At 34.0% G+C, this 25,933-nt stretch carries 26 protein-coding genes; 17 read left to right on the top strand and 9 right to left on the bottom strand.

All coding sequences use genetic code 11. From position 1 onward, the window contains the following. Positions 1–4 precede the first annotated feature (4 nt). From AS161_RS02915 to AS161_RS02905, 3 genes are all read right to left on the bottom strand, one after another. Positions 5–487, bottom strand: a complete 483-nt coding sequence (locus AS161_RS02915; protein WP_238374569.1) for a lytic transglycosylase domain-containing protein — start codon at positions 485–487, stop codon at positions 5–7. Between the two features lie 73 nt (positions 488–560). Beyond that, a complete protein-coding gene (locus tag AS161_RS02910) occupies positions 561–1,265 on the bottom strand; it encodes an A24 family peptidase (protein ID WP_041256912.1) in 705 nt (234 codons plus the stop codon). Beyond that, a complete protein-coding gene (locus AS161_RS02905) occupies positions 1,262–2,341 on the bottom strand; it encodes a tetratricopeptide repeat protein (protein WP_011994173.1) in 1,080 nt (359 codons plus the stop codon). Before AS161_RS02905 ends, AS161_RS02910 begins: the two co-directional genes overlap by 4 nt. 279 nt (positions 2,342–2,620) lie before the next feature. On the opposite strand from AS161_RS02905, the gene AS161_RS02900 reads away from it, so the two are divergent. The 4 genes from AS161_RS02900 to AS161_RS02885 all read left to right on the top strand — a co-directional run bounded on the left by AS161_RS02900 (position 2,621) and on the right by AS161_RS02885 (position 6,869). After that, a complete protein-coding gene (locus AS161_RS02900) occupies positions 2,621–3,982 on the top strand; it encodes a Do family serine endopeptidase (protein ID WP_164541733.1) in 1,362 nt (453 codons plus the stop codon). A 128-nt stretch (positions 3,983–4,110) separates the two neighbouring features. Further along, positions 4,111–5,082 carry a TIGR00269 family protein gene (locus tag AS161_RS02895; RefSeq protein WP_164541732.1) on the top strand — a complete coding sequence of 324 codons (972 nt, stop codon included), beginning with the start codon at positions 4,111–4,113 and terminating at the stop codon, positions 5,080–5,082. After that, positions 5,060–6,184, top strand: coding sequence for an FtsW/RodA/SpoVE family cell cycle protein (locus AS161_RS02890; protein WP_164541731.1), 1,125 nt, complete (start codon positions 5,060–5,062; stop codon positions 6,182–6,184). The genes AS161_RS02895 and AS161_RS02890 overlap by 23 nt, the downstream gene beginning before the upstream one ends. Before the next feature lie 46 nt (positions 6,185–6,230). Continuing rightward, a complete protein-coding gene (locus tag AS161_RS02885) occupies positions 6,231–6,869 on the top strand; it encodes a hypothetical protein (protein WP_164541730.1) in 639 nt (212 codons plus the stop codon). A gap of 18 nt (positions 6,870–6,887) precedes the next feature. Here AS161_RS02885 and AS161_RS02880 read toward each other — a convergent pair whose 3' ends face one another. Continuing rightward, entirely contained in the window at positions 6,888–8,501 is a 1,614-nt protein-coding gene (locus AS161_RS02880; protein ID WP_241241319.1) for a sensor domain-containing diguanylate cyclase, read from the bottom strand. A 155-nt stretch (positions 8,502–8,656) separates the two neighbouring features. Between AS161_RS02880 and AS161_RS02875 the strand changes: the two genes are divergently transcribed. From AS161_RS02875 to AS161_RS02860, 4 genes are read left to right on the top strand one after another with little or no spacing between them, the layout of a single operon-like run. Further along, a complete protein-coding gene (locus tag AS161_RS02875) occupies positions 8,657–9,988 on the top strand; it encodes a hemolysin family protein (protein ID WP_164541728.1) in 1,332 nt (443 codons plus the stop codon). Further along, positions 9,954–10,370, top strand: a complete 417-nt coding sequence (locus AS161_RS02870; RefSeq protein ID WP_274376813.1) for a cytidine deaminase — start codon at positions 9,954–9,956, stop codon at positions 10,368–10,370. Before AS161_RS02875 ends, AS161_RS02870 begins: the two co-directional genes overlap by 35 nt. Before the next feature lie 43 nt (positions 10,371–10,413). After that, positions 10,414–11,922: an AAA family ATPase gene (locus AS161_RS02865; protein WP_011994165.1), complete on the top strand. Its 1,509-nt coding sequence runs from the start codon at positions 10,414–10,416 to the stop codon at positions 11,920–11,922. 31 nt (positions 11,923–11,953) lie between these two features. After that, entirely contained in the window at positions 11,954–13,312 is a 1,359-nt protein-coding gene (locus tag AS161_RS02860) for a PP2C family protein-serine/threonine phosphatase (protein WP_011994164.1), read from the top strand. Between the two features lie 3 nt (positions 13,313–13,315). Here the strand turns inward: AS161_RS02860 and AS161_RS02855 are convergent, their stop codons facing one another. After that, positions 13,316–13,951 (bottom strand): pyroglutamyl-peptidase I, encoded by a 636-nt coding sequence (locus AS161_RS02855; protein ID WP_164541727.1) that lies wholly within the window; start codon positions 13,949–13,951, stop codon positions 13,316–13,318. A 239-nt stretch (positions 13,952–14,190) separates the two neighbouring features. Here AS161_RS02855 and AS161_RS02850 point away from each other — a divergent pair, with 239 nt between their 5' ends. The 7 genes from AS161_RS02850 (at position 14,191) to nuoF (AS161_RS02820) (ending at position 20,457) form a co-directional block, all read left to right on the top strand. After that, on the top strand, positions 14,191–14,457 hold the full coding sequence (locus AS161_RS02850) for a cupin domain-containing protein (RefSeq protein WP_164541726.1): 267 nt from the start codon (positions 14,191–14,193) through the stop codon (positions 14,455–14,457). A gap of 24 nt (positions 14,458–14,481) precedes the next feature. Beyond that, entirely contained in the window at positions 14,482–15,306 is an 825-nt protein-coding gene (locus tag AS161_RS02845) for a DMT family transporter (RefSeq protein ID WP_011994161.1), read from the top strand. Positions 15,307–15,445: 139 nt separating this feature from the next. Next, positions 15,446–15,946, top strand: a complete 501-nt coding sequence (locus tag AS161_RS02840) for an NAD(P)H-dependent oxidoreductase subunit E (RefSeq protein WP_187146480.1) — start codon at positions 15,446–15,448, stop codon at positions 15,944–15,946. Further along, complete coding sequence (locus AS161_RS02835) at positions 15,943–16,323, top strand: NADP oxidoreductase (RefSeq protein WP_011994159.1); 381 nt, start codon at positions 15,943–15,945, stop codon at positions 16,321–16,323. The genes AS161_RS02840 and AS161_RS02835 overlap by 4 nt, the downstream gene beginning before the upstream one ends. Positions 16,324–16,384: 61 nt before the next feature. Further along, entirely contained in the window at positions 16,385–18,217 is a 1,833-nt protein-coding gene (gene nuoF, locus AS161_RS02830) for an NADH-quinone oxidoreductase subunit NuoF (protein ID WP_011994158.1), read from the top strand. Between the two features lie 138 nt (positions 18,218–18,355). Continuing rightward, complete coding sequence (nuoE, locus tag AS161_RS02825) at positions 18,356–18,841, top strand: NADH-quinone oxidoreductase subunit NuoE (RefSeq protein WP_011994157.1); 486 nt, start codon at positions 18,356–18,358, stop codon at positions 18,839–18,841. Beyond that, complete coding sequence (nuoF, locus tag AS161_RS02820) at positions 18,838–20,457, top strand: NADH-quinone oxidoreductase subunit NuoF (protein ID WP_164541725.1); 1,620 nt, start codon at positions 18,838–18,840, stop codon at positions 20,455–20,457. Before nuoE ends, nuoF (AS161_RS02820) begins: the two co-directional genes overlap by 4 nt. 65 nt (positions 20,458–20,522) lie before the next feature. Here nuoF (AS161_RS02820) and AS161_RS02815 read toward each other — a convergent pair whose 3' ends face one another. Beyond that, the gene (locus tag AS161_RS02815) at positions 20,523–21,533 is read right to left on the bottom strand and encodes a polysaccharide pyruvyl transferase family protein (RefSeq protein WP_164541724.1); all 1,011 of its coding nucleotides are present in this window, start codon (positions 21,531–21,533) and stop codon (positions 20,523–20,525) included. Between the two features lie 74 nt (positions 21,534–21,607). Here AS161_RS02815 and AS161_RS02810 point away from each other — a divergent pair, with 74 nt between their 5' ends. Beyond that, entirely contained in the window at positions 21,608–22,357 is a 750-nt protein-coding gene (locus AS161_RS02810) for an MBL fold metallo-hydrolase (protein ID WP_011994154.1), read from the top strand. Between the two features lie 3 nt (positions 22,358–22,360). Here AS161_RS02810 and ybeY read toward each other — a convergent pair whose 3' ends face one another. The 3 genes from ybeY to AS161_RS02795 are packed head-to-tail and all read right to left on the bottom strand — an operon-like array spanning position 22,361 to position 25,167. Next, complete coding sequence (ybeY, locus tag AS161_RS02805) at positions 22,361–22,804, bottom strand: rRNA maturation RNase YbeY (protein WP_011994153.1); 444 nt, start codon at positions 22,802–22,804, stop codon at positions 22,361–22,363. A 21-nt stretch (positions 22,805–22,825) separates the two neighbouring features. Continuing rightward, complete coding sequence (locus AS161_RS02800) at positions 22,826–24,208, bottom strand: HDIG domain-containing metalloprotein (protein WP_164541723.1); 1,383 nt, start codon at positions 24,206–24,208, stop codon at positions 22,826–22,828. Positions 24,209–24,210: 2 nt separating this feature from the next. Continuing rightward, entirely contained in the window at positions 24,211–25,167 is a 957-nt protein-coding gene (locus AS161_RS02795) for a PhoH family protein (RefSeq protein WP_164541722.1), read from the bottom strand. 125 nt (positions 25,168–25,292) lie between these two features. Here AS161_RS02795 and rpe point away from each other — a divergent pair, with 125 nt between their 5' ends. Then, the gene (gene rpe / locus AS161_RS02790) at positions 25,293–25,931 is read left to right on the top strand and encodes a ribulose-phosphate 3-epimerase (RefSeq protein WP_011994150.1); all 639 of its coding nucleotides are present in this window, start codon (positions 25,293–25,295) and stop codon (positions 25,929–25,931) included. Positions 25,932–25,933: the final 2 nt, after the last annotated feature.

The following is a 25,933-nucleotide window of genomic DNA, read 5'->3' as shown; positions in this document are numbered from 1 at the left end:
CAGGTCATCTCCTGTATAAGAATTTATAAAGCTTATAGTTTCTCATAACTTTTTTTATATATCTTTCACCAGCGTCGTTTTTAATTTCATCTGATGCGTACGGTCCTGTGTTGTAATGAACGAGAGCTTTGTAAATATCACCGTCTTTTTCCATAAGATAATTAAGATACAAACAGCCAAGAGCGATATTATCTTCTGGAATTTTATAATCATAATTTGTTTTAAACTTTTTATTTAGCCATTCCGCTGTTTCAGGCATTAGTTGCATCAAACCATAAGCCCCTAAACTTGATTCGGCATTTTCCCTAAAACTACTTTCAGTTTTTATCACACTTATAACAAGTAAAGGATCTAAAGACTTACAATTTTGAACAATTATGTCATAATATTTTAATGGAAAATACTGTGTTAGTAAAAAAAGAAAAACTATAATGCTTAGAAAAGCAAGCAAAGCCATATGTCGCATCTTTACTTTTCCCTCTTTCATATTTTTTAATCTCATAAAATTATAACACACAATAACTTAAATTTACAACCTGTATTGTATTGAATGGAAAAAGCTATAAGAATATTGAATATCTAAATATTGTTAAAATATAACCACTTATAAGTATAAATGGACCGAAAGGAATGAGTTTGTTTTTCTTTAGAAAAGAAAAAATTATACCTGAAACAGAAGAAATTAGAAGGAGCAGAGGCATGAAAATAAATCCTGTTGAAAAAGCAACTACTGGAAAGAGAAATATGTCACCTTCACCTATGCCGTCTTTGTATCTTATTTTAAGAAGCAAAAGAATTACTAAAGTAATTAGAGCACCGAAAGTGTCTAGCAAAATATTTTCTTTAAAATGAGCAACATTTGAGTAGAAAGATGATATTAAAATCACTATCCATGTGTAATCTGGCAAGAGCATTTTTTTAAAATCAATGAATACGGCCGGAACGGAAACAGTGAAAATAATGTTTAGCACTATGGAGATATCAAGAGGGAAAAATATAGCATTTAGTGTAAACACTATGGCGTATAAAATCTCTATAATTGGATACCTTATGCTTATCTTACTTTTACAATATCTACATTTCCCGCCAAGAATAATATAACTTAATATAGGTATGTTATCATACCATCTTATTCTATTTTTGCAATTTGGACAGACTGAAAAGCGAGGCTCATTTAATTTGAGCCCCGCAATAGGTCTATATATTAAAACATTAGCAAAACTACCAAATATAGCACCTAGTATGAATGAGATAACATACTTCATTTTATACCACACAATTCCTTTTCACTATTTGTCAAAAGCTCATCGAAGAATTCACGTTTACCATACAAGTACCAGAAATTATCGTCTTTCAATTCTTCAACAACCCGTCTTGCTTTTTCTATCTGATTTGTTTTTACGTACGCTACCGCCAATACTAAATTCAGATGTTTGGCTTCTGGATTAGCTTTTATTGCATTTTCTATTACCGATATTACCTTGTCGTAATTCCCTTTTTTCAAATGTACTTTCGCCCAGATTTCGATGCCATTTGGATCTTTTTGTGGGTCTATTTCCATAATTAAGGATTCGTACTCTTTTGCCTTCTCTTCATTACCTTTCTTTCTGTATAATTCTGCGAGCTCGTAAAGGGCTATAATACTATTTTCTGACTCTTCTCTGTACTTTTCCAAAATCTCTATCGCTTTTTCGAGTTTTCCTATTTTCGTGTAAGCATCCGAAATCATGAAATAGGTAAATGTATTAGATGGCGAAATTGCGATTTCTTTTTCCCAGTATTCTACAGCTTTTTCATAGTTACCAATGTTGTAATATGCCTCGCCTATCATTGAGTAAGATTGAATAAGCCAAGGGTCAAGTTCGATAGATCTATTTAAATACTTTATCGCTCCTTCGATGTCTCCTTCTTCTAGTAACAATGAACCGAAAAATTCATAGGCAGGAGCGTAATTTTTGTCTAGCCTCATTGCGAATTTTAAAATATCTTTTGCAACTTCGATTTGATTCTTGTCTGCATATTCTATTGCTAATTCGTAAAGCCCATCGGCTGTGGCATGTAACATATTTTCTGGGGTCAAACCATATTTTTCAAGAAATTCCTTAACTTCTGTCCAAACGATAGGTTCGTAAACGAGTTCATTCAACAATACGATTTTTTCTTCTATCTTTTCAAGAATTTCTACACTTTCATATAACTCTTTAAGCTCTTCGATATCTTTCTTTAAATTTCTCCAATCACCAGAATAGAAAAGATCTCGTAAAATAACAAGAATGGGCGTTTCTTCATCAATATCAAAAATAAATTTGCTTTCTAAGCCCAAGATAAGTCTTATAATCATTAACAACACCTCCTGTTTTGTAACGTTGTATTTACATTTTATCATATTTCTTCATAAAAGTAAATACTTTATAAAAAAGAGCAATAGTTAGGGATATTTAGATTAGAATTAAAGCATGCTTTTTATTATAAAATGTGGGTAAATTCTCTAAAAAACCAAATAAAAGCTATTGTATTTAAGGTTTCTTTAAGGTACGGTATGATATAATAACTTCGGAATTGAATCTTTGAAAGTATATTTAAAGACATATGAAAACATATCTAAAGGAGGTGCTAGTTTATGAAAAAAGTTAAGATTTTAGTTTTTGGCATTTTAACAACATTATTTGTTTTATCTTTTGGTATAGTAAATGCAGATTACCAAAGTCCTATTGTGAACGTAGTTAAGGCTGCAGCTCCAGCAGTTGTCAAGATAGACGTTGTCGTTCAAACTGAAGTTTATATTGACCCCTTTATAAGAGAGTTTTACAAGCAGTTTTTTGGTGACATTCCAAGACAATTTGAAGAATCGGATAGTGTCGGTTCTGGATTCATAATAAGTAAGGAAGGTTATATAGTTACAAATTACCATGTTGTGGAAGGCGCGAAGAAGATAACAGTTACCCTTCTTAACGGTGATACATACGACGCTCAATACATTGGCGGAGATGAAGAGTTGGATATTGCAGTCATAAAAATTTCACCAAAAAAAGATTTACCAGTTATCGAGCTTGGCGATTCAGATAAGCTTCAAATTGGTGAGTGGGCGATAGCTATAGGTAATCCTTTAGGATTCCAGCACGCTGTAACTGTTGGTGTTATTTCGGCCGTAGGTAGAAAAATACCAAAACCAGATGGAAGCGGTTATTACACAAATTTGATACAGACAGACGCGGCAATTAACCCAGGAAATAGTGGAGGGCCTTTGCTAAACATATATGGACAGGTAATAGGTATAAATACAGCAATAATTAATCCATCTCAAGCTATGAATATTGGATTTGCGATACCAATAAACACAGCCAAGAGATTTATAAATCAAATAATAGCTACTGGAAAAGTTGAAAAGGCATACCTTGGTGTATATGTTCAAACTGTCACAGAATCCTTGGCAAAGAGTTTGGGTTTAAAAGTAAATAAGGGAGTTTACGTTGCCCAAGTTGAAAAAGGTTCGCCAGCGGAAAAAGCAGGGATAAAAGAAGGAGATGTAATAACAAAGCTAAATGGTAACTACGTAGAATTTGCCGAAGAACTAACATCGCTTGTTAGAAACTACACCCCCGGTACAAAGGTAAAAGTTACTCTTAACAGAGCGGGTAAAGAAATCACAGTTGAGGTGACACTTGGAACTTTCCCAACACAAACTACAGCGAGTTCGGCAGCTAAAGAATTTTTAAATTTGAAGGTTTCAAATATAACAGCCGATGATAGAAATAAATACAAGGTACCTGCAGGTGTCGAAGGTGTTATTGTTAAGGAATCTCAAAATTCGTACATAAAAGTTGGTTCAGTAATATGGAGAATTTCTGTGAACGGTTATTCTTACGACATAAAAGATATTAATTCGTGGAATAAAGTTGTAGAAAACATCAAAAAAGGTGACTATATTGGTATATTCTATTACTATAATGGTGTTAGGTCTGTTTTTTCACTGAGATACTAGTATAGTACTATTAATTAAGTTTAAATACTTTTCGTTTAGATAAAAATCCCCGCTATTCAAAGGCGGGGATTTTTGGTACAATTACACAAGAAAAAATAGAAAATGAGATTTATTTCGGAGGTGGGAGCTTGAAATGTAAAAAATGTTCAAATCAAGCTGTGATACATTTGAGGGCTCATAATGTAGCATTTTGTAAAGAACATTTTATTGAATTTTTTGAAAAAAGAGTGCAAAAGGCTATAAATGATTTCAAAATGTTTCAAAAAGAGGATAAAATACTCGTTGCTGTTTCAAGTGGTAAAGATAGTAGTGCGGTACTTTACGCTTTAAAGAAACTTGGTTACAACGTAGAAGGATTATTTTTAAAGATGGGAAGACATACGAACGCTGCTGAGAGAGTTGTCAAGAGTTTGCAGGAATCTATAGGAGTTCCCATCAACATTTACGACACAACGCAACATTTTCACGGACTCGGCACTTCTGAAATAGCAAGTATAGTTCGCCGTCCCGTGTGCAGTATATGTGGAATTGTAAGAAGGTACTGGATGAATAGATTTGCCGTTGAGAATGGTTTTAGCGTACTTGTGACAGGGCATAATTTGGATGATGAGGCGACTTTTCTCTTCGGGAATATACTAAACTGGCAAGTTGAATATTTTGCAAGGCAATGGCCCGTACTCGAAAAGACTCACGAGAAATTTGTCAGAAAAGCCAAGCCACTTATTTACGTGACAGAGCGTGAGACATATGCGTACGTGTTCTTAAACAATATACCTTTTATGGAACAAAAATGTCCATTTGCAAAAGGAGCGACTAGTTCTAATTATAAAAAATATTTAAATTTAATAGAGAGTGAACAGCCAGGTGCAAAGCACAGATTGTTGTTTGGTTATTTTGATAATTTAAGAGATATCGTTTATAAAGAACAAAAAATTGAGCTTAAAGAATGTTCAGTATGTGGATTTCCAACGACTGAGGAAAAATGTCAATATTGCAGACTCGAAGAAAGAGTAGAAAATAGTTTTAAAATCGGTTTTGATAATTCTGAAAATGGAGGTATAGCGGGAGCAAAAGACGATGAAAGCAAAAAAGAAGCATAAGGTTGGTTTGGAAAATATGAAAGAAAACGAGTTCTCTTTCTTTGATTATTTACTTATATCCCTTGTGATTTTACTAATTTTAATTGGTTTAGTGACTCTTAAGAGTGTTGTAAGGGATACATCACAATCTTACAGATTCCAAAGACAAATTTTTTGGGATATCGTTGCTTTAGGGGTGATGTTCTACATAATTTTTGAAAAAGAGTCTAGATTGAAAACATATGGAAAATATTTATATGCGTTATCAGTTTTACTTCTTATACTTGTGCTTTTAATTGGTAAGACGGTTTACGGGGCTAAGAGGTGGATCGACATAGGACCTTTCGATCTTCAACCATCTGAACTTTTTAAATTTTCTATTGTGCTTTTATTATCAAATATTTTTTCAAAGCAAAAAAACAACAAAGCGTTTTTATACTCTATATTTGCAGTTTTTCCAGCTTTTTTGGTATTTCTTGAGCCAGATCTTGGCATGACATTATTAGTTTTATTTGTTTGGTTTGTGATGTTACTAGCAAGTGATGTTGATAGAAGATACATTTTTCTGATCTTACTTATTGGTATTTTGCTAGCTCCGATTAGTTTCTTTTTTGTATTGAAAGATTATCAAAGGGCGCGCATAATTTCCCTTTTTAAGCCAGAAGAACACTTCCAGTACGGTGCCTACAACGTAATAATGTCTAAAGTTGTAATTGCGAACGGTGGTTTATTTGGTACAGGCTATGGTCTTGGAACGGGTACAAATATGCATATAGTTCCTATGCAATACACCGATTTTATATTTTCAGCTTACGCCGAGCAATTTGGAATGATAGGTTCTTTGGTTTTAATTTTAATTTATGGTACAATAATATTTGGTGGTCTATTAAGAATAGGAAGATATAAGGATAGTTTTTGGGAATATGTGTCAATTGGTGTTTCTTCTATTTTTACTTTTCATGTTATTGAGAACATAGGTATGAACCTTGGAATTCTTCCAGTTACGGGGATACCTCTTCCATTTATAAGCTATGGTGGAACATCAACTGTAATATTTGGTGCTCTAATTGGTTTATTAATCAAAGCAAGGCTTGTATCAAAGATTCCACGTCCAATTTATTAGAATTTTGATAAAACAAAAATCTTTCACAACATGGGGTGATAGATTAATGCCAGTGGTTCGTAAGAAAAAAACACGTGATTTCTCCTCGTTCTTTGGGATACTTTTTTTATTAATAGTTATAGTATCAGTTGTATTATCTCTTGGAAATTTCATTAGGTACAGAGAGATTCTCCAGAAATACGATCAGTTGAAAAAGTATGTTGATAACAAAGTTTTGGAGATGAATCAACAGCTTGAACAAACCAAGACACTCATTGGCCCAAATTCAGTTATTGATAAATATATATCGGCATCAACACACCTCAAAGAATTTGGCTATGATTTTGAAAAAATACTAACGGCAATAAACGATGATCCAACAACAGGCTATTTTATGATGTTCGTTGTTGGAAACGAGTCAGTTTGGGTCACAGTAAAAGATAAGGATAATACATATTTTTCAAAAGAAGTAAAACCTGGATTATCAAACTACAGATTCTTCTACTTTAAGGAACCCAAGATAAAAACAAACTACGATATAATTATTCCACCTGAATCGACTATTACGGTTGGTAAAACGGGAAAGGTTTATTTACTATTTTACGGTGTGGGCTTAAGATTTCATCCAACTAAAGTTGTTCAGTTAACTGATTTAACATATGAAAACATTGCAACGAAATTTTCGCTTTATATCCCAGGTAGATAATACTATTCGTAGATAATACTATTCATTGTATTCGTTATCGATAATAATTAAATTTTTTCCAAGGCTTTTCGCTTTATACAACAATTCATCTGCACGTTTGAGTGTATTTATTCCTTCATCATCGTCTGTTTTAATTATATTAGTTATACCTGCGCTGAAAAGAATTTTAAACTTTTCAGTACTTTCAGAATTAAACTTTTCCAATGTTTCTTTTAATCTGTAAGCAATTACCTGGGCTTTACCCACAGGTGTTTGTGGCAAAAGAATTACAAACTCATCCCCACCGAAACGAGCACATACATCTGTAACACGCGTGCTTGAAATCATGGCCTGCGCTAAAGTTTTAATTGCCAAATCGCCTTTGTCATGTCCAAAAGTATCGTTTATCTGCTTTAAGCCATCCAAATCTATCATCATTACAGATGATTTTGTTCCGTACCTTTTTGCCCTTCTTATTTCATTTTTTAGCATTATCATAAAATACCTGCGGTTATACAATCCTGTTAGTGGGTCTTTAAATGATGCCTCTTCAAGTTTTTGTACATAATAAAATTTATCAGCGAATGAAAAGAGGAAATTCACTACGTTTTTAATACAATTTTCAGTTGCATATTTTGGTAATTTTTCACATTTTATGTATATTCTTATAGTTTTATCTTCCGTCTTTTTCTCGTATGTTTTTAATCCTTCCAAATTTTCTTGTTCATATTTATTATTCTCAGTATTATCTAATATTAGAAACTCGTGAGTCTCTTCTGATGTTATAACTTCTGCTTTTACGAATGAAAAATTGCAAGATTCACTCAAAACAGTTGAAATTCTTCCTAATGCTTTTTGATAATCGCTTTCTGAAAACGTACTGAGAAATCCTAACAATATGCTATCTTCGAAATCTTTTATTTTCTGGTCGGTAACATCAACTCCAACACTTATCGTTCCAAAAGGCTCGTTATTTTTTACTAATAGTTTGTTTTCCCATAGCACTGTTATAAATTTTCCATCTTTGGTCAATATTTCATTTTCATAAGTTTGAGCAAGTTCAATTTTTTTATCTAAAATAAGTTTGAAAACGTCAAAAACTTTATTTCTAATATCTTCAGGTATGAATATTTCAAACCAATTTTTCCCTATAATTTCTTCAAAGTTATACCCTGTTTTCCTAAGAGCCCAAGAATTTATGTAATCGATGTTTCCCTCTTTGTTGAGAACGACAAAAAATACAGGGGCAAACTCAAGGTACATGTTTAATGTGTTTAATCTTTCTGAAATATATTCATCTATAAGTACCTTTTGAGTTACAACTTCGCCAAGTATGAGATAATTATCTTTTTTGATTATTGGTATTAATCTAAGTTTTTCTACGATAGGCAATTCTTTTGATTTTTTTGTGCTAAAAAAATTATCCAGCGATACGCTGGATTCATATTTAATATTTTCTATAAACTCTTTTAGTCCATCAACAACATCGAAGATATTCCTATTTTTAACTATGAATTCTGGAGCATTATCGGAATAATTTAATATATTGCCGTTGCTATCGCATAGTATTAGAAAAATGGAAGACTTAGACAAACTACTAAAAAGTTGGAATAGTTCTTCGTTAGAAATTTCTCTTGTATTTATAAATACCACCACCCTAAAAAGCCTTAGACCATTATAAACTTCTAATCTATTATATCAAAATCCTATTATTTTTCAAAATTTTTAGATAATAGTTATTAGTTTAAGTCATTATGGTATAATAAAAAGTGTAAATAACAATATCATATTGTGGAGGTGTGTTGTTTGTGGATGATCCATTGAGTTATATGTGGAGCATCTTGATTATAGTTTTTCTGATAATTTTATCTGCGTTTTTTTCAGCTTCTGAAACAGCATTGACTTCTGTAAGTAAACATAAGCTAAGAATCCTTGCAAGGAAAAAGGAAGATGAAGAGGAAAAAACTGAGATTCATTTATTTAATAAATTGCTAACAGCACTTTTGATTTCAAATAATTTAGTTAATATATTAGCTTCTTCTATAGCAGCCGTCATGTTTTCAAGAATTATAGTTAATGAATCACTTTCAACTATAATTTCAACATTGGTGATGACTTTTCTACTTCTCATTTTTGGTGAGATTACTCCAAAAATTTTATCAAGGCAGAATAGTGAAAAATTTTTCGAGATAAGTATGAAATTAGTTGTACCAATTTCAAAACTTCTTTCTCCACTCGTTTCATTCTTTGTCACCGTATCTAATTATTTTGTAAAACTTTTCGGTGGTCAAAAAGTATCAGAAGCACCTTTTATAACAATGGATGATATTGCCTCTTATCTTGAAATGGGACGGGAAGAAGGCACTATTGACCACGAAGAAGGCCTTATGATAGAAAGAACGATTGCGATGGATGAAACATTAGTTAAAGAGATAATGATACCAAGGATAGATGTTGTTGCAGTTGAGGAAACTCAGACACTTGGAGAGGTAATTAATGTTATCATAGAAGAGGAATATTCAAGAATTCCAGTTTATAGAGATACAATAGACAACGTTGTAGGTATATGTTACGCGAAGGATATACTTTCTTTTATTGCTCAGCGTGGTTCTGATGTTATGAATAAAGTGAGAGTGAAAGAACTCATGCGGCCGCCACTTTTTGTCCCAGAGGTTATGCCTGTTTCTGAGTTGCTTAAAGAGTTTAAAAGCAAAAAAGTCCACATGGCGATAGTGGTTGACGAGTATGGTGGTACCGCAGGAATTGTCACTATGGAAGATATACTTGAAGAGATATTTGGCGAGATAATGGACGAATACGATGAGCATGAAAGCACAGGAATTAAAAAGCTAGATGATTTTACATATTTGGTCGACGCAACGCTTTCGTTAAATGACATAGAAAGAGAACTCAGAATAGAGTTTCCGGAAGGCGAATTTGAAACGCTTGCGGGATACCTTCTAGATAAATTCCATCATATTCCAAAAGTTGGTGAGCAATATGAAGATAGTAATATAACTTACAAAGTTGTCGCGGCTTCAAGAAATAGGATTGAAAAAGTACTTATGAAGATAAATGTCGATATCGATAAGGAGGAAAAAAATGATGATGGAGAAAACAGACAAAGAGAGGAAAATTAATGAACTTATAGAAATTGCAAAAGAAGTGCGTGAGCAAGCTTATGCGCCATATTCGAATTTCAAAGTTGGAGCTGTGCTTGTTACTAAAAACGGGAAAGTTTTCACTGGAGTGAATGTTGAAAATGCTTCTTACGGCTTAACAAACTGTGCTGAAAGAACAGCTATTTTCAAAGCGGTATCTGAAGGAGAAAGAGATTTTGATACACTCGTTGTTATAGCCAATACAGATAAACCTGTAGCCCCTTGTGGTGCGTGCAGACAAGTGATGGCGGAATTTGGGAATTTTAAGGTTATACTTGCAAATACAAAAGGAGATTGGATTGAAACAACAGTACAAGAATTGTTGCCGTATGGATTCGATAAGAGTGACCTTGAAAAATAAATTTTTGAAATTCTATAAATACAAAAATTGAGAGGTGTCACGATTGATTGAACTACTGCATATAAACGAATATGTTTATCTTAAGGATATTGATATTTATTTTTCCGAAGGTTTAAATGTTATCACAGGCGAAACAGGCACTGGGAAAAGTTTGCTATTAGATATAATTGGTGCGTTTGTTGATTATGGAAACGTGAGAAGTGATGTTTTCTCTGCTGACATCGTTTTAAATATTGATCATCCTAACGAAGAATATGGAATAAGCAGTGGGCAACATATATTCAGTGTTGAGAAAAAGGGGAAAAAGGTTTTTTACAAGATAGATGGTAAACTTGTGCCAAAAGATATTGTTCAAAACATCGTATCGAATATAATTACTATACATAAGCAAAATTCTCATATGAAATTACTTGAAAAATCGTTTATATTAGAGATACTCGATAATATTGCACAGCACGAAGAAAAAATAATAGAATATAAAGAACTTTACCAACGTTATAATAATATAATAAAGATGCTTTCTGTTGTTGATAAGGACAAGTTAATTCAAGAAATTGAGGAACTAAGGCAAAAAATTAGTGAGGTAGATTCAGCAAATTTAAGTGTCGAAGAAGAGGAAGAACTTGAGAATGCTTACAAAAAAGCTTCAAACATACAGACGCTTTTACAAAATTATAACTTAGCATCTCAGCAACTTGAGGAAACGGAAAGTGTATTACGGAAACTTTACTCTTTCCTAGAGGAAAAATTCCACAATGAATTGGATAAGATAATTGAATCAGTAGCAGAACTTGAGAACAGTTTGTCAAAAGAATTGATAAAACTTGATGAGGTTAATATAGAGGATATAGAGAACAGGTTATGGGTTTACAAAAAGATTAGAAGAAAATACGGTCCAACAACCGAAGACGTACTTGAAAATCTTAGCATATGGAAAAAAACTTTGGAAGAGAAAGAAAAGACCTTGTCGCTGATTGAAAATGCCGATTACGAAAAATCTACTCTTGAAGATAAATTGTACAAAATTGCTGAAGAAATAAGTCTTAATCGTAAAAAATCATCTGAGAAGATTATAAGTGAAATTCAGGAGCATCTTAAAGATTTGAATATGAATGCGAGGATAGATTTCTCATTTTCAAAAACAGAACTTTCTTCAAATGGTATAGATGAAGTAGAGTTGGTTGGTAGTACTTTAAGTGCAGGCCCACTTTACCCGCTAAGAAAAATAGTTTCTGGTGGTGAACTCTCAAGATTGATGCTTGCACTTGAACTATCTACTGTAAGTACACCTGTTTTGATTTATGACGAAATAGATTCTGGAGTTGGTGGAAAAACAGCGGTCAAACTTTCCGAAAAACTTGAAAGATTGGCAAAAGAACATCAAATTATCATCGTAACGCATTTGCCACAGATAGCTTTGAGGGCTGAAAAACATTTTTCTATTGTAAGAAACGGTGATAGTGTAATAATAAAAGAACTTAACGATAATGAAAGAAATGAAGAGATAAAGAGGATGTTCGGTGGGGAAGAAATCGTAGAAAAAATTAAATAAAATTAGTTATTTTGGATAGGGTGAGGATATATTGGTTGACAAAATATGTGTCTTATCTAACAAAGAAGAAATTGTTAGCGAAGTCCAGGAATTGCTAAATTTTGTTGGATATGAAGTTTTTTTAATCAATAGTGTAGAAGACTTAAATATGGAAAATAATTTCCAAATTATTTTAATTTATTCATCCAATACACACGAAAGCTTTACTTGGATAAAAAAGATAAAAACAGACAGTAAACTTAAAGATATTCCCATAATTCTTATAGTCGAAAAGAAGGAATACACCATACTTTTTGATGCATATCAAATTGGGATTTCGGACTTTATAGAACTTCCCGTTATGGATATTGAGCTTATTTCAAAGGTTGCGCTCCATATAGAACTTAAGAAAAATAGAGAGAGAATAGAGAACCTTTACACTGAATTGAAAGATAGTTTAAGCCTGGCGACTAATTTACAAAAGCTTATGCTACCACCAGAAATATCTTTTAAGAATGGTGTATGGTTCACTTCAAGGTACTTACCTGCACAGATTGTAGGTGGAGACATTTACGATTACTTTGAAATTGATGGAAAGGTTTTTGGATATGTAGCTGACATATCCGGACACGGAATCCAATCTGCTCTTTTATGTTCTGCGGTAAAATCCGCTATACGTTCTTCCACAAGCAGAAATACGTCACTTGTTGATATTGTTAACGAACTTCACGAAGGAACAAAAAGTATATTGGCAAATAACTATTTGACGGGAATATTTTTCAAGATACATCCTGGTGGTAGCGTCGAATATATTAACTGTGGCCATCCGGGTATTATCGTATATGACGGAAAAGATTTTTACCCGCTGGATATGAAAAATACTTTCCCGATAGGCTTGATTGACCATATTTATTCAATAGAAGATGTTGGAAAATTCTATATGGAAGAAGGTAACGCTTATCTTCTTTATTCCGATGGCCTGTATTCAATCTTTGAGAAAAAGTACCCTAATGAAAGTTCACACAAACTTTTATTTGAGTTTCTAAAAAGAGAAGTTGCCGGTGTTCCAAGCGAAATTCTGCCATTTTATATAGAAAACATTATAAAGAAATTGTACGCAGAGATACCAGATGATTACTCAGTAATATCCATTGGTAAAAACGAGCACTTTTGTTTTGTGGATAACGAACAAAAAATTATAAATACGAGCAATAGAATTATAGAAGATATAGTAAAAGAACTTGAGTTGAATTCTTTCTCAGATGATTACGCAATTTTATGTAATGAGTACAGGGCGTATAGTGTATTCATGACCAAAGGTATAGAAATAGGACACATTTTGAGAAATTTACCGATGAGTATCTCACTATCTTTTGGAGATGTAGCAATGATAAAAGTATTTTATCAATAAATTTCATATGAATTTGTGTATATTTTTTATTACCTCCATAACAGCTTTAAATTGTAACTGAATAGGCATTGACGGCAATTTATCATTCTTGGGGTACTTTTCACTTACTTGCTGAGGCAAAAATGGCACGTGTATGAATAGAGAAAACTTTGGATTACTACTTTTCTCGGAATTGTAAAGTGAAAAATAATAAACTTCATTACATATATACTGTCCTGCCGTATATGATATGCTTGTTGGGATGTTCTTCTTATTTAAAAATTCCGCAAGTTCTTTTATTTTTATTTTTGTCATGTATGCGTCGTTTCCATCTTCGATAATCTTTTTATCGCTTAACGTTACATTATCATTATCCGGGTGGATAGAATCCATAAGATTGATAGCAACCCTTTCAAGATTAATAGTTGCTCTTCCCCCAGCTTGCCCTAAATGAATTGCTACATCAACTTGGTTTTTAGAATAGTACTCCTCAAGAATTTTAATACTTTTCTCATAGCTAACCGGCAAGACTATAGTATCAATCAGAACGTTGTCGAATTTTTTCTTTCGAATTTTTTTGATAATATTTTCACTTGGATTTATTTTCTCTCCTCCAAATTTCTCAAATCCTGTTATTAATACGAATAATTTACCCTTCATTTGTATGCCCCCTTAGGTTAGCACAATTTACTTTTATTTGTTTTAGCTCATTATAGCATCTATTAAATTTAGGGTCAACGGTTATTCTTAAAGGTCTTTATCTAAATAATAACTCGAATGTTAATCTTTGTGTGAATATTTTCGCAAAGATTAACAATTTTTTGATTAACAAATCAGAGTTTGGATAGTAAAATTGTAATAGAAGTTTTTAAATCTTTGATTGTGGGGAGGGAAATACTATGGAAAAAGTTAAGGTTTGGAAGCCAACGGAAGAAGAAATAAAGAAAGCCAAGATGTGGCCTACTTGGAGTAAAGAAGAAAGTGTTTTTGATTGGTATTATGATGAGCCAGAACAATTCTATGTTGTAGAAGGAGAAGTAGAAGTTACACTTGACGATGGTACGAAGGTGAGCTTTGGGGCAGGTAATATGGTTTGGTTTAATGCGGGTGTAAAATGCACTTGGAATGTTAAAAAGAAAATTTTTAAACACTACAGTATTGGTTAAAATATTATACAAGGGGTTGTTTTTATGCTTAGTTCATATTTATATTTGGCATTTACGCTTTTTGCTTTTTCAAGTATAGAGGTTGTTTCAAAACCGTTGATGGGGATTGTCGACCCGTTTTTCATGACGGCTTTTCGGTTTTTGTTAGGTGGATTAGTTTTAATGATATTTGTGAAAGATGATATTGAGATAAAAGATTTTCTGCCAATTACACTTGTTGGTATTTTGAACAGCGTAATTTCGATGACATCTTTGCAGTTGGCTGTCAAATATTCAAATGCCTCTACTGCTGCAACATTGGTTGCGAGTAACCCTATATTTGTGTCATTATTTGCTTGGATAATACTCAATGAAAGGTACAAATTAAGAAAATACGTAGGTATTGGATTAGGATTTCTTGGATTAGTTATTTTTAGTTTTGGAAAAATAAGTGGAGATTCTTGGTTGGGAATTTTCTTTGGTGTAGTTGCCGCTTCAACATTCGGTCTTTACACTGTGCTCATGAGAAAATATACAAAAAAGTACAATTCTTTAGTTGTTACCGCGTACTCTTCTCTCTCTTCTGGCTTGATTTATATTTTACTTTTAACAATATTCAGAAAGTTTGAAATTCCCATTTTGAGTATAAACCAATGGTTTATCTTGATTTATCTTGGCTTAATAGTTACAGGTGTTGCTTATCTAACTTTTTTTAAAGCCATGGAAAAAATTGGCGCAACGCAATCGAGTAGAATATTCTTTTTGAAACCTATAGTTGCCACACTTTTAGCGATAGTATTTTTAGGTGAAAAATTGAGTTTATTAAAAATTATAGGTATGATTATTGTTTTATTTTCCCTGACTTTGTGAAAAAATGAATATGTATCAAATTAATATATAAATGGTTGGATAATCAAAATTTTCTAATTAAATCTCCAAAATTAAGCTTTTTCTGATATGTGAAATTTTCTTTTTGTATGTTATAATAATCACGAAGTGTGAAGGAGGGATGTGTGTGGCCGTATGTGAAAAACACAAAGAACTTTACGAGGAGTTGGATGCTTACATTGACCAGGTAAAGGATAAACCTGGAATACTTATTGGTGTGCTCCATAAAGCACAAGAGCTCTTTGGCTGGTTACCGCAAGAAGTACAAGAACACGTTGCTGAAAGGTTAGGAGTACCAATATCAGAAGTGTATGGAGTTGTAACATTCTACAATTTCTTTGCTACAAAGCCAAAAGGCAAAAATCAAATTAAAGTTTGCCTTGGTACAGCGTGTTACGTTAAAGGTGCGGACAGAGTTATGGAAAGATTTTTGGAAGAGCTGGGAGTTAAAGCGGAAGAAGTAACAGAAGATGGTCTTTTCTCAGTTCATCCGGTGAGATGTCTTGGTGCTTGTAGTATGGCACCAGTTGTGCTTGTTGGTGAGAAAGATTTCTATGGTAAAGTAACGCCTGATATGGTAAGTAAAATTATAGCTGCTTACAGGAGGGGTGGGTCGCAATGAGTAAAGTAAAGAGTTTAGAAGAATTAATGAAGATTAAAGAAGAGGCACTTCAAAATATAAAGATGAGAGAAAGTGGAAAAAGAGGAAAAATTATTGTTGCAATGGGTACATGTGGAATAGCCGCAGGTGCGAAAGATACGCTAAAAGCCATAGTTGAATACATGAACGAAATGAAAATTGATGATATCGCAGTTGTTCAATCTGGTTGTATGGGACTTTGTGAAGTTGAACCGACGATAGAAGTTTCTCTTGAAGGGCAAGAGCCTGTAATATACGGACACGTTACTCCTGAAAATGCAAAGCGAATCGTTCAGTCACATATACTAGAAGGGAAAGTTGTTTCCGACCTTGTTGTCAAAAGAGGCGAGGTTGGATAATTGCATAACACTTTAGACAAGTATTTTTGATTATCCGATTATTTTCAGGGAGGCGAATAGCGTGGCTTTAACTACTAATACAATCCTTATCTGCGCTGGTGGTGGCTGTATATCCGCTGGTGAAGAAAGTGTTAAACAAGCTTTTGAAAGAAAGTTGAAAGAATACGGTCTGGACACCGTTGTTTCCGTAGTTGAAACTGGTTGTATGGGTGCATGTAGCCTTGGCCCGTTGGCGATTGTTTATCCAGACGGAGTATACTACCAAAAACTTACACCGAAAGCCGCGGAAAAAATCGTTGAAGAACATATACTTAAGGGTCGTATAGTCCCCGAATTCTTATTTGAGGGAGCAAAGGAGAAATTAACTGTAAAGGCCAAACCTGTCCAAGAAGAGATTCCATTCTTTGCGAGGCAAGTGAAAATCGCGCTTAGGAATGTCGGTGTTGTTGATCCAATGAGCATTGAGGAATACATCGCAAGAGATGGATACTTTGCTTTGCACAAAGCTCTTACGACAATGACACCTGAAGATGTTATAAAAGAAATAAAAGATAGCGGTTTAAGGGGACGTGGTGGCGCTGGATTCCCAACAGGTTTGAAATGGGAGCTCGCACGTCAGCAGAAATCTGATATTAAGTACATGATTTGTAACGCAGACGAAGGAGACCCAGGAGCTTTCATGGATAGGTCAGTTCTTGAAGGTGATCCACACTCGATAGTTGAAGCTATGACAATTGCTGGCTATGCAATTGGTGCTCAAAAAGGTTTTGTCTACGTGAGAGCCGAATACCCACTCGCTATAGAAAGGCTTGGAAGGGCTATCGAAACAGCTCATGAGTACGGTTTCCTTGGTGAAAACATACTCGGAACAAACTTCTCATTTGATATTGAAATAAGAATAGGTGCAGGTGCGTTTGTCTGTGGTGAAGAGACTGCATTAATGCACTCAATAGAGGGTAAGAGAGGACAACCAAGGGTCAAACCACCATTCCCTGTCCAGAAAGGACTTTGGGGTAAACCATCAGTTATAAATAACGTTGAAACATTATCTCTTGTTCCACCGATAATATTAAAAGGTGCTTCATGGTTCAGGCAATATGGAACAGAAAAATCACCAGGTACAAAAGTTTTCGCTCTTGCTGGTAAAATTAAAAACACTGGTCTTGTTGAAGTCCCAATGGGTATAACACTTAGGGAGTTGCTGTACGAAATTGGTGGTGGACATCCACAGGGTAAACAGATAAAGGCTGTTCAAACGGGTGGACCAAGTGGTGGAGTTATTCCTTCTGAATTCTTCGATACGCCGGTGGATTACGAATCACTTGGAAAGCTCGGCGCGATTATGGGTTCGGGTGGTATGATTGTTCTTGATGAAGACGACTGTATGGTCGACGTTGCGAAATTCTTCCTTGAATTTACAGTTGATGAATCTTGTGGAAAGTGTACGCCTTGCCGCGAAGGTACGAAAGTGATGTACGATTTACTTGATAAGATAACAAAAGGCGAAGGTACGATGGAAGATATTGAAAAGCTCGAAAGACTCGCGCAAGTAATTAAAGATTCTTCACTCTGCGGTCTTGGTCAAACAGCTCCAAATCCAGTCTTATCAACGCTTAGATATTATAGGCACGAATACGAAGCACACGTAAAAGACAACATATGTCCAGCGAAAAAGTGTAAAGCGTTTATAAGTTACGTAATCTCTCCAGAAAAATGTGTTGGTTGTACGGCATGTGCAAGAGTGTGTCCAACAAATGCAATACACGGAGAGGTAAGGAAAGTACACGAAATAGATCAAGAAGCATGTGTAAGATGTGGTAGTTGTATAGAAGTCTGTAGATTCGGAGCGATAAGCAAAGTAACACCAGCAGTAGAATCAACGATTTCAAAGTAAAAATAGGAGCAGGTGAGTATCTTCCGCAGTGAAGCTCACCTGCTTTTATTATTTTTTAGGTTTAATCATTTTTTAATTCTCTATTGTGGGCTTTTTCAAAATTTTTTCAAAATTTTTGTTTTCGGGGAGGGAAGGTGTGTGGATCGCGTGACTTTAAGAAACATTATTAACGAGATTAAAGAAGAAAGTCTTGAAGAAAGAGATATGCTTGTATATTTACTCCACCGTGTCCAGGACCATTATCAAAGTCATTATATTCCACCAGAAGTTGGTGAAATGATAGCAGAAGAGTTAAATATACCATCTTCAAAAGTTTATGAGGTCCTTACATTCTATACTATGTTCTCCACTAAACCTCGTGGAAAGTACATAATCAGAGTTTGTACAAGTCTTCCTTGCCATGTGCCAGGCGGTAGGGAAATTGTACAATTTTTAAAGCAAAAATTAGGAGTAGACTTTGGAGAAACAACAAAAGACGGATTATTTACATTGGAAGAGACAGGTTGCCTTGGCCTTTGCGGTGTTTCGCCAGTTATTATGGTTAATGACCAATACTACGGAGATCTTACAGTGGAAAAAGTAAATGAAATTATTGAAAACTTAAAAGGTGGTGAGGGGAAATGACACCAATCACCGTCCTTATATCTGTGGACAGCAACAGTATATTACTTGGTGCAAGAGAATACGCAAATTATTTAAAAGAACTTGTAAATAACTATAATCTCTCATCACTCGTAACAGTTTTAGAAACTGTCTCTCTCGGTTCTTATAACGGAGTAGTAATGCATGTTCTTCCAGATGATGTCTATTATTCAGTTAAAAGTAAAGAACAAGTATTAAAGATAGTTGAAGAACATTTATTAAAAGGAAGAATCGTTTGGGATTTTACAATACAAAAATCTGATATAAAGCTTCCAGAGAAATTCGCGCTTAAAGAGACAAGGATTGTGACACGAAATATAGGGGTTATCGACCCAAGGAATATAGACGAATACATCGCAAGGGATGGATATTTTGCGCTTTCAAAAGCGTTAAAAATGACCCCTGAGGAAGTTATAAAAGAGATAAAAGACAGTGGTTTAAGAGGGCGCGGAGGAGCAGGCTTCCCAACGGGTTTGAAATGGGAATTTACAGCTAAAACAAAAGCTGATCAAAAATACATAGTGTGTAATGCAGATGAGGGTGAACCAGGTACATTTAAAGATAGGCTTATAATGGAAGGAGATCCTCACAGTGTTATAGAGGCAATGATAATAGCAGGATACGCAGTTGGTGCAACGAAAGGTTATATTTACATAAGAGGAGAATATTATAACTCTGTAGAAAACTTGAAAAAAGCCATAAAAGACGCATATGAATACGGCTTCTTGGGTGAAGATATACTAGGTAGCGGATTTAATTTCGACCTTACTGTAAGGCTTGGGGCAGGTGCTTACGTTTGTGGAGAAGAAACAGCGTTACTCGAATCTATAGAAGGCAAATCAGGTAGGCCAAGACTTAAACCACCTTATCCACCACAATCTGGTCTTTTCGGAAAACCAACTGTTATAAACAATGTTGAAACGCTCGCGAATGTCCCTCAGATAATACTTAACGGTGCACAGTGGTTTAAGAGTATTGGAACGCCAAATTCACCTGGCACAAAGGTGTTCTGTCTTGCTGGTGATGTTAACAGACGAGGTATGGTTGAATTACCAATGGGAGTTACAGTAAGAGAGATACTTTACGGATTCGGTGGAGGAATAAAAGGTGGACGTGAACTTAAAATGGTTCAAACAGGAGGTCTTGCTGGTACATTTATTGGACCAGACAAATTAGATACACCACTTGATTACGATTCAATGAAAAACTATGGTGTTAGCCTTGGTTCTGGTGTTATACTTGCAATTGATGATTCTCACTGTGCTGTAGATATCGCATTAAACACTATGGAATTTTTCAGGCACGAGTCTTGTGGTAAATGTACACCATGTAGAGAAGGCACGAGACTTGCGTGTGAAATTCTCGAGAAAATGACAAAGTTCGAAGCAGATATGGAAGATTTGAAATACTTAGAGCAGATAGCTATTGTAAGTGCCGATGCTTCATTCTGTGGACTTGGACAAAGCATAAATGTGCCTTTGTTGTCGCTTATAAATAATTTCAAAGAAGAATTTATCCAACACATAGAAGAAAAATATTGTAAAGTTGGTTTGTGTAAAGAAGAAAAGAAAGAAAAGAAAAAGGTTATAGCTAAGTAAATTGCAATTGAAATAAAAAAAGCGTGCTTCCAAATTTAAAATTGGAAGCACGCTTTTTATTTGCACTATTTATAAATTATGTTCGATGTTGCTCTTAGCAATGTTTTATACAATTTTTTATAACTTTCATCGCTTTCTTTATCCATTATTTCATTAAGTTTTAGAGGTTCATTTAAAATTGGCATTAATCTTTTTTCTATATCGATTAAATTTTTCGCAAAAAATTCCTTTCGATTCGTATATTTTCTGAAAAATCTCTGTGATTTCGAATTTTCAAGTGATATAAATGGAATGCCATAGTATGATGCGACAACAACCGGATGAAACCTTTCAGAGATGACGAATTTTGACGATAATATAAGTGAAGTAAATTTGTCAACATCTTCTATATCTTCGAATAGCTCACATTCAAGTTTTTTAGAAAGCTTTTTTGATATTTCCATATCAGTTCTTTGCGCAGGTGCTATTATTATATTTTTAAAGTAATTATTTAAAACACTATATTCTTCAATATCTTTCTTATTATTCTTTGGTACTAAAAGTAAATCATAAGTTTTGTCAAAATTTTTACTTTTGAACTCCTCCACACTTAAAAATTTTCGAAGATATCTTATGGATGGGTCACATGAAAGCTCGGTCTCCTTGTTTAAGCAAAGCCCGTATTTGTATGAAACTACATCTCTTGCAAATAAAAATGTATTTTTGTTTTTTAATATGTTTCTTAGTAAAATTCTATTACCTTTTTTCTTAACAGGACCAATACTATTTCCGAAGAGTATAACAGGTGTTCTCATGATTAAGCTCAGATTTATCACAGAAGCATAATACAAGAAACTCCTTGTACTTGTAATATCTTGGAGTAAACCGCCTCCACCGTATATAACAGCATCACTGTCGTAAATGTATTCCAATATTTCAAAAATATTAAACCGAGAAATTGTGTCTTTGCTAATTCTTTTTGGAAGGGCAGTGACATATTGTATATTGAATTTTTTTAGAAAATCTGTAATACCGAGTCGCATGAGCTCATCACCGTAATTACCGTAGCCATAATAACCTAGTAACAAAACTTTCAAGGAAAATACCACTCCTTTAGAGAACTATTTTAAGTGAAAAGAAGATAAAAATTTTAATTTAAGAGGTGTAACCCATGGTTCGTAAAGTAACAGAAAACGTATATGTAATAGAACACGAAGAGGCAGCGAATAATGTTATTATTATTGGGAAAAAGGGTGTAATACTTGTAGACACTTCCTTATTTCCCGAGAAGGCAAAGAGTATTAGCAAATTTGTCAAAGAATTTACTATGAAACCGATTTCCTTGGTTTTAAACACACATTACCATCCAGACCATACTTTCGGTAATGTTATTTTTGATTGTCCAATTGTTGCTCACTCGCTAACACGAGAGAAAATGGAGCAATTTGACCAAAATTACTTTGTGGAAATTGGAATTGATTATTTTAAACCAAAACTTCCAGACGTTATTTTTGATGATATATTTGAGTACGAAGATGGATTAAAAATCAAATTTGTCCATGCACCAGGTCATACTCCAGATTCTTCTTATGTTTATATCCCTGAAGAAAATATTCTGATAACAGGTGACACTGTTATAAATACTATACATCCTGAAATTGTTGAAGATAGTAATTTAAACGTATGGATTAAGACACTTGAAAAACTTCCTAAAGCCAAACATGTAATACCAGGCCATGGAGAATATGGTGATTATAAATTAGTTACAGATATGATTGATTATATTGAAAAAATCAAAAAGATAATAATTGGTGAATTGAGACCAGCAGATTTTGAAGCTGATGAAAATTTCTCTAAGAGACTCCATCCCGAAATGTTAGAGTGGAGTTTGAAAAATCTTTTATCAAAAACTAATTTTTAGAATTTAAAGCTCTTTGTTGAATCCTTGCCAAATTTTATCAACGTATTCCTCTTGCTTTTTAAACATCTCTTCTGAGTTTTCCGAAGAGTACTCATGGTCGTAGCCAGCCATGTGTAGTATTGAATGGACGAGAACAGTTAATAATTCTTTTTCGAGAGAATTCCCAAATTCTTTGCTGTTTTCTAAGATTTTTTCTAAACACAGATAACCTTCGGAGTAAGGTTCTTCTTCTCCTTCCGCGTTGTTGCCATAAACAAAAGTTAATACGTCTGTTGCCCCATCTTTTCCCCTATATTGTTTATTCATTTCAGCCATTGTTTCCGGTGTTATAAATATAAACGATACATCAACGTTTCCAATTTCTTTTTTCACAATAGCTTCTAATTCATTTTTCACTTTTTGGATAAAATCTTCTAATCCAGAAGGTAACTCATTGAAAATTATCATTCTATCACCTCGTTTTTTTGACTATCCAGAAGTTTCCATTTCTTGGTTTAATGTAGGGTACTCTATTCTTTGCTTAGACAAACTTTCGAAGACGATAGTAAAACTCTCTATTATCGTTCTAAGCTCGCTAATAGTTAGACCTGTGTCATCTAATTGACCCTCTTCAAAAAGCTCAATAACCGTTTCCTCTATTATTTTACTTACGTCATTTATATTTTTATCTTTGATACTTTTCAATTTTGCTTCCACAACATCCGCGAGCATTATTATTCCTAGTTCCTTTGTCTTTGGTTTTGGGCCAGGGTATTGATATTTCTCAATGTCGCTTTTTCCGTTCTCCTGAACATCTTTGAGGTAGAAGTATTTTTGTAACCTTGTGCCATGGTGCTGAGGAATTGCCATTTCTATTTGTATGGGCAATCTATATTTTTTGGCGATTTCTATTCCATCGGTCACATGTTTCATTATGATTTTTGCGCTTACTTCCGGTTGAAGTGAATTATGGGGATTATCATCAATGCTCTTTAAATTTTCTATGAAGAACTCAGGATTTCTAACTTTCCCTATATCGTGATAGTACGCACAGGCTCTTGTAAGTATGGCATTTACATTTATACTTTCTGCAGCGCGTTCCGCAAGTTCTGCCACCCTCATGCTGTGATAATAAGTCCCAGGCGCATGAACTGAAAGCAACTTCAACAACGGATGGTTTATAGTTGAAATTTCTGAAAGACCTATATTTGAATATATCCTTGATGATACCTCTATATATGGGAGTATACCAAGAACAATTACCGATGATACCAAAGGATTAATAAAGACAATCACATAATCTTTTAAGGAAAAATAGAAGTGTCTAACAGGTTCTTGGAGAAAAATCATTAATAGACTAGCTATTCCTGAAAATAGCCCTGCTTTTGTAACTTGTATCCTATTTTTAACGTTTCTTAGCGTATAGGTAACTATGAATACCTGAGGGAAAAAGTGAAGGAACATAAAGAAATCTTTGTGATGGAATGCGGTTGAAAGTGATAAAATCAAGCCAGCACTTGCGCCAAATTCGTAGTCAATCAAGAGGGTTATAAGCATTGGGACTGCTGTTATCGGGATGAAAGTAATACCGTATGATTTATATATTAATGTATTTGTTATTCCGCCAAAGAGGAAAATACTATAAAAAAGCAGTCTATACCTAAGGTCGATGTTAATTATATTGGAATTCCTAATGAAATGTTCTATAATACCATACCAAATGACAAGTATAAGTATAAATTCGTTTGCAAGATCAAGCAAGCTAAGGTCATATATGTTGTTGGCAACGCTTATGATAAGAGCAAGTATTATACCATCATAGATAAATGCTTCATCTTTAAGCATATTCCCTTCAGGAATTTTTCGGTTCATTTTTATCTCCTCTTTTGAAGTTTTTCCTCTTTTTTGTTTTTCTCAAAACTATCGTAAGCACGTATTATCTTTTTTACCAATGGGTGTCTTACTACGTCCGCATCAGTTAAATAGACAAATGCTATACCATCTATATCTTTGAGAATTTCTTGAGCTATGACAAGTCCAGATTGCTCTTCTATATCTATTTGCGTAATATCACCATTAACTATAACTTTTGATCCAAACCCCATACGTGTTAAGAACATCTTCATCTGTTCGTAAGTTGTGTTTTGCGCTTCATCTAATATTATAAATGCGTTATTAAGCGTTCTTCCTCGCATATATGCCAGAGGAGCTATTTCTATAACATTTTTTTCGCGAAGTGAAATAAATTTCTCTATTCCGACCATATCTATGAGCGCATCGTAAAGAGGCCTTAAGTAAGGATCGACTTTTTCAGTTAAATCACCTGGTAAAAAACCAAGCTTTTCACCCGCTTCTACAGCTGGGCGTGTCAATACAATTCTTTGTACCCTTCCTGATTTGAGGTAATCGACTGCAACAGCCGAAGCAAGATAAGTTTTTCCAGTGCCTGCGGGACCTATAGCGAAGACTATATCATTTTTCTCAATAGCTTCAAGATATTTCTTTTGTCCTTCGGTCTTAGCCTTCACTTTTCCAACGGATTTTTTATAAACTTCTTCTGGTTTTTCTATCTTTTCATTTTCCTCCACGATGTATTCAAATTCTGTCCAATCTAATAAATGCCCTTCTCTTGTGATATTTATAACTTCCCTTAAAATCTTTTCTACGGTGTTGACAGATTTTTCATCTTCGCCCTTAATCCTTATTTCATCGTCAATCACGTTAATTTCTACGTTAAATCTTCTTCTTAAATATCTTGCTTTGTTATCGTATTGTCCAAGGATTTCGACAACTGCTACGTCTGAAGGAATAGAAATTCTACGTAAATTCACTTGACCACCTCTACAATAAAATTTTTTACGTTTTGAATAATTGTTGCTTTTTACTTTTTATACAAGTATAATTATACCAGAGAATAGCTAAATAGTAAAGAAATTAGAGAAAGGAGTTGATTAAATTGGCAATTATATCTGCGTCTATTTTAGCAGCTGACCTTTCAAGACTAAAAGAAGAACTCGAAAGAGTAAAACCATTTATCGATGAGATACACCTTGATGTTATGGATGGGCATTTCGTTCCAAATTTGACGTTTGGTTATCCCATGATAGAAACATTGAGAACATTTACAGACCTTCCCATAGATGCTCATCTTATGGTAACAAATCCAGATGACCATATCAAATTATTCATAGAAAAAGGTGCGACGCGTGTTACAATTCATCAAGAAACTTGTTATCATTTACATAGAAGTGTTGAATTAATAAAATCACTTGGCGCAGAGGCATTTGTTGCTATAAACCCTGCAACTTCTATCTATACCCTTGAAGAAATTTTATCTTACGCGGATGGAATTTTAGTAATGACGGTTAACCCGGGATTTTCAGGTCAGAAATTCATACCAACGATGATGGAGAAAATCAAGCGCTTGAATGAAATAAGAAAAGAAAGAAATTTATCTTTCAAGATAGCTGTAGATGGTGGTGTTGGTAACTCAAACGCTCAAGACTTAATCAACATCGGAGTTAATATACTTGTAATGGGGTACGGTGTTTTCAGAAACGATAAATTACATGAATTAAATAAGTTCAGAATGTAAGT

It is taken from the genome of Fervidobacterium sp. 2310opik-2 (genome assembly GCF_011057735.1).
In the GTDB taxonomy this organism is placed as follows: domain Bacteria; phylum Thermotogota; class Thermotogae; order Thermotogales; family Fervidobacteriaceae; genus Fervidobacterium; species Fervidobacterium nodosum.
Note: the sequence above shows the minus strand (reverse complement) of the source record. Positions and strands in the feature narration are given on the sequence as shown.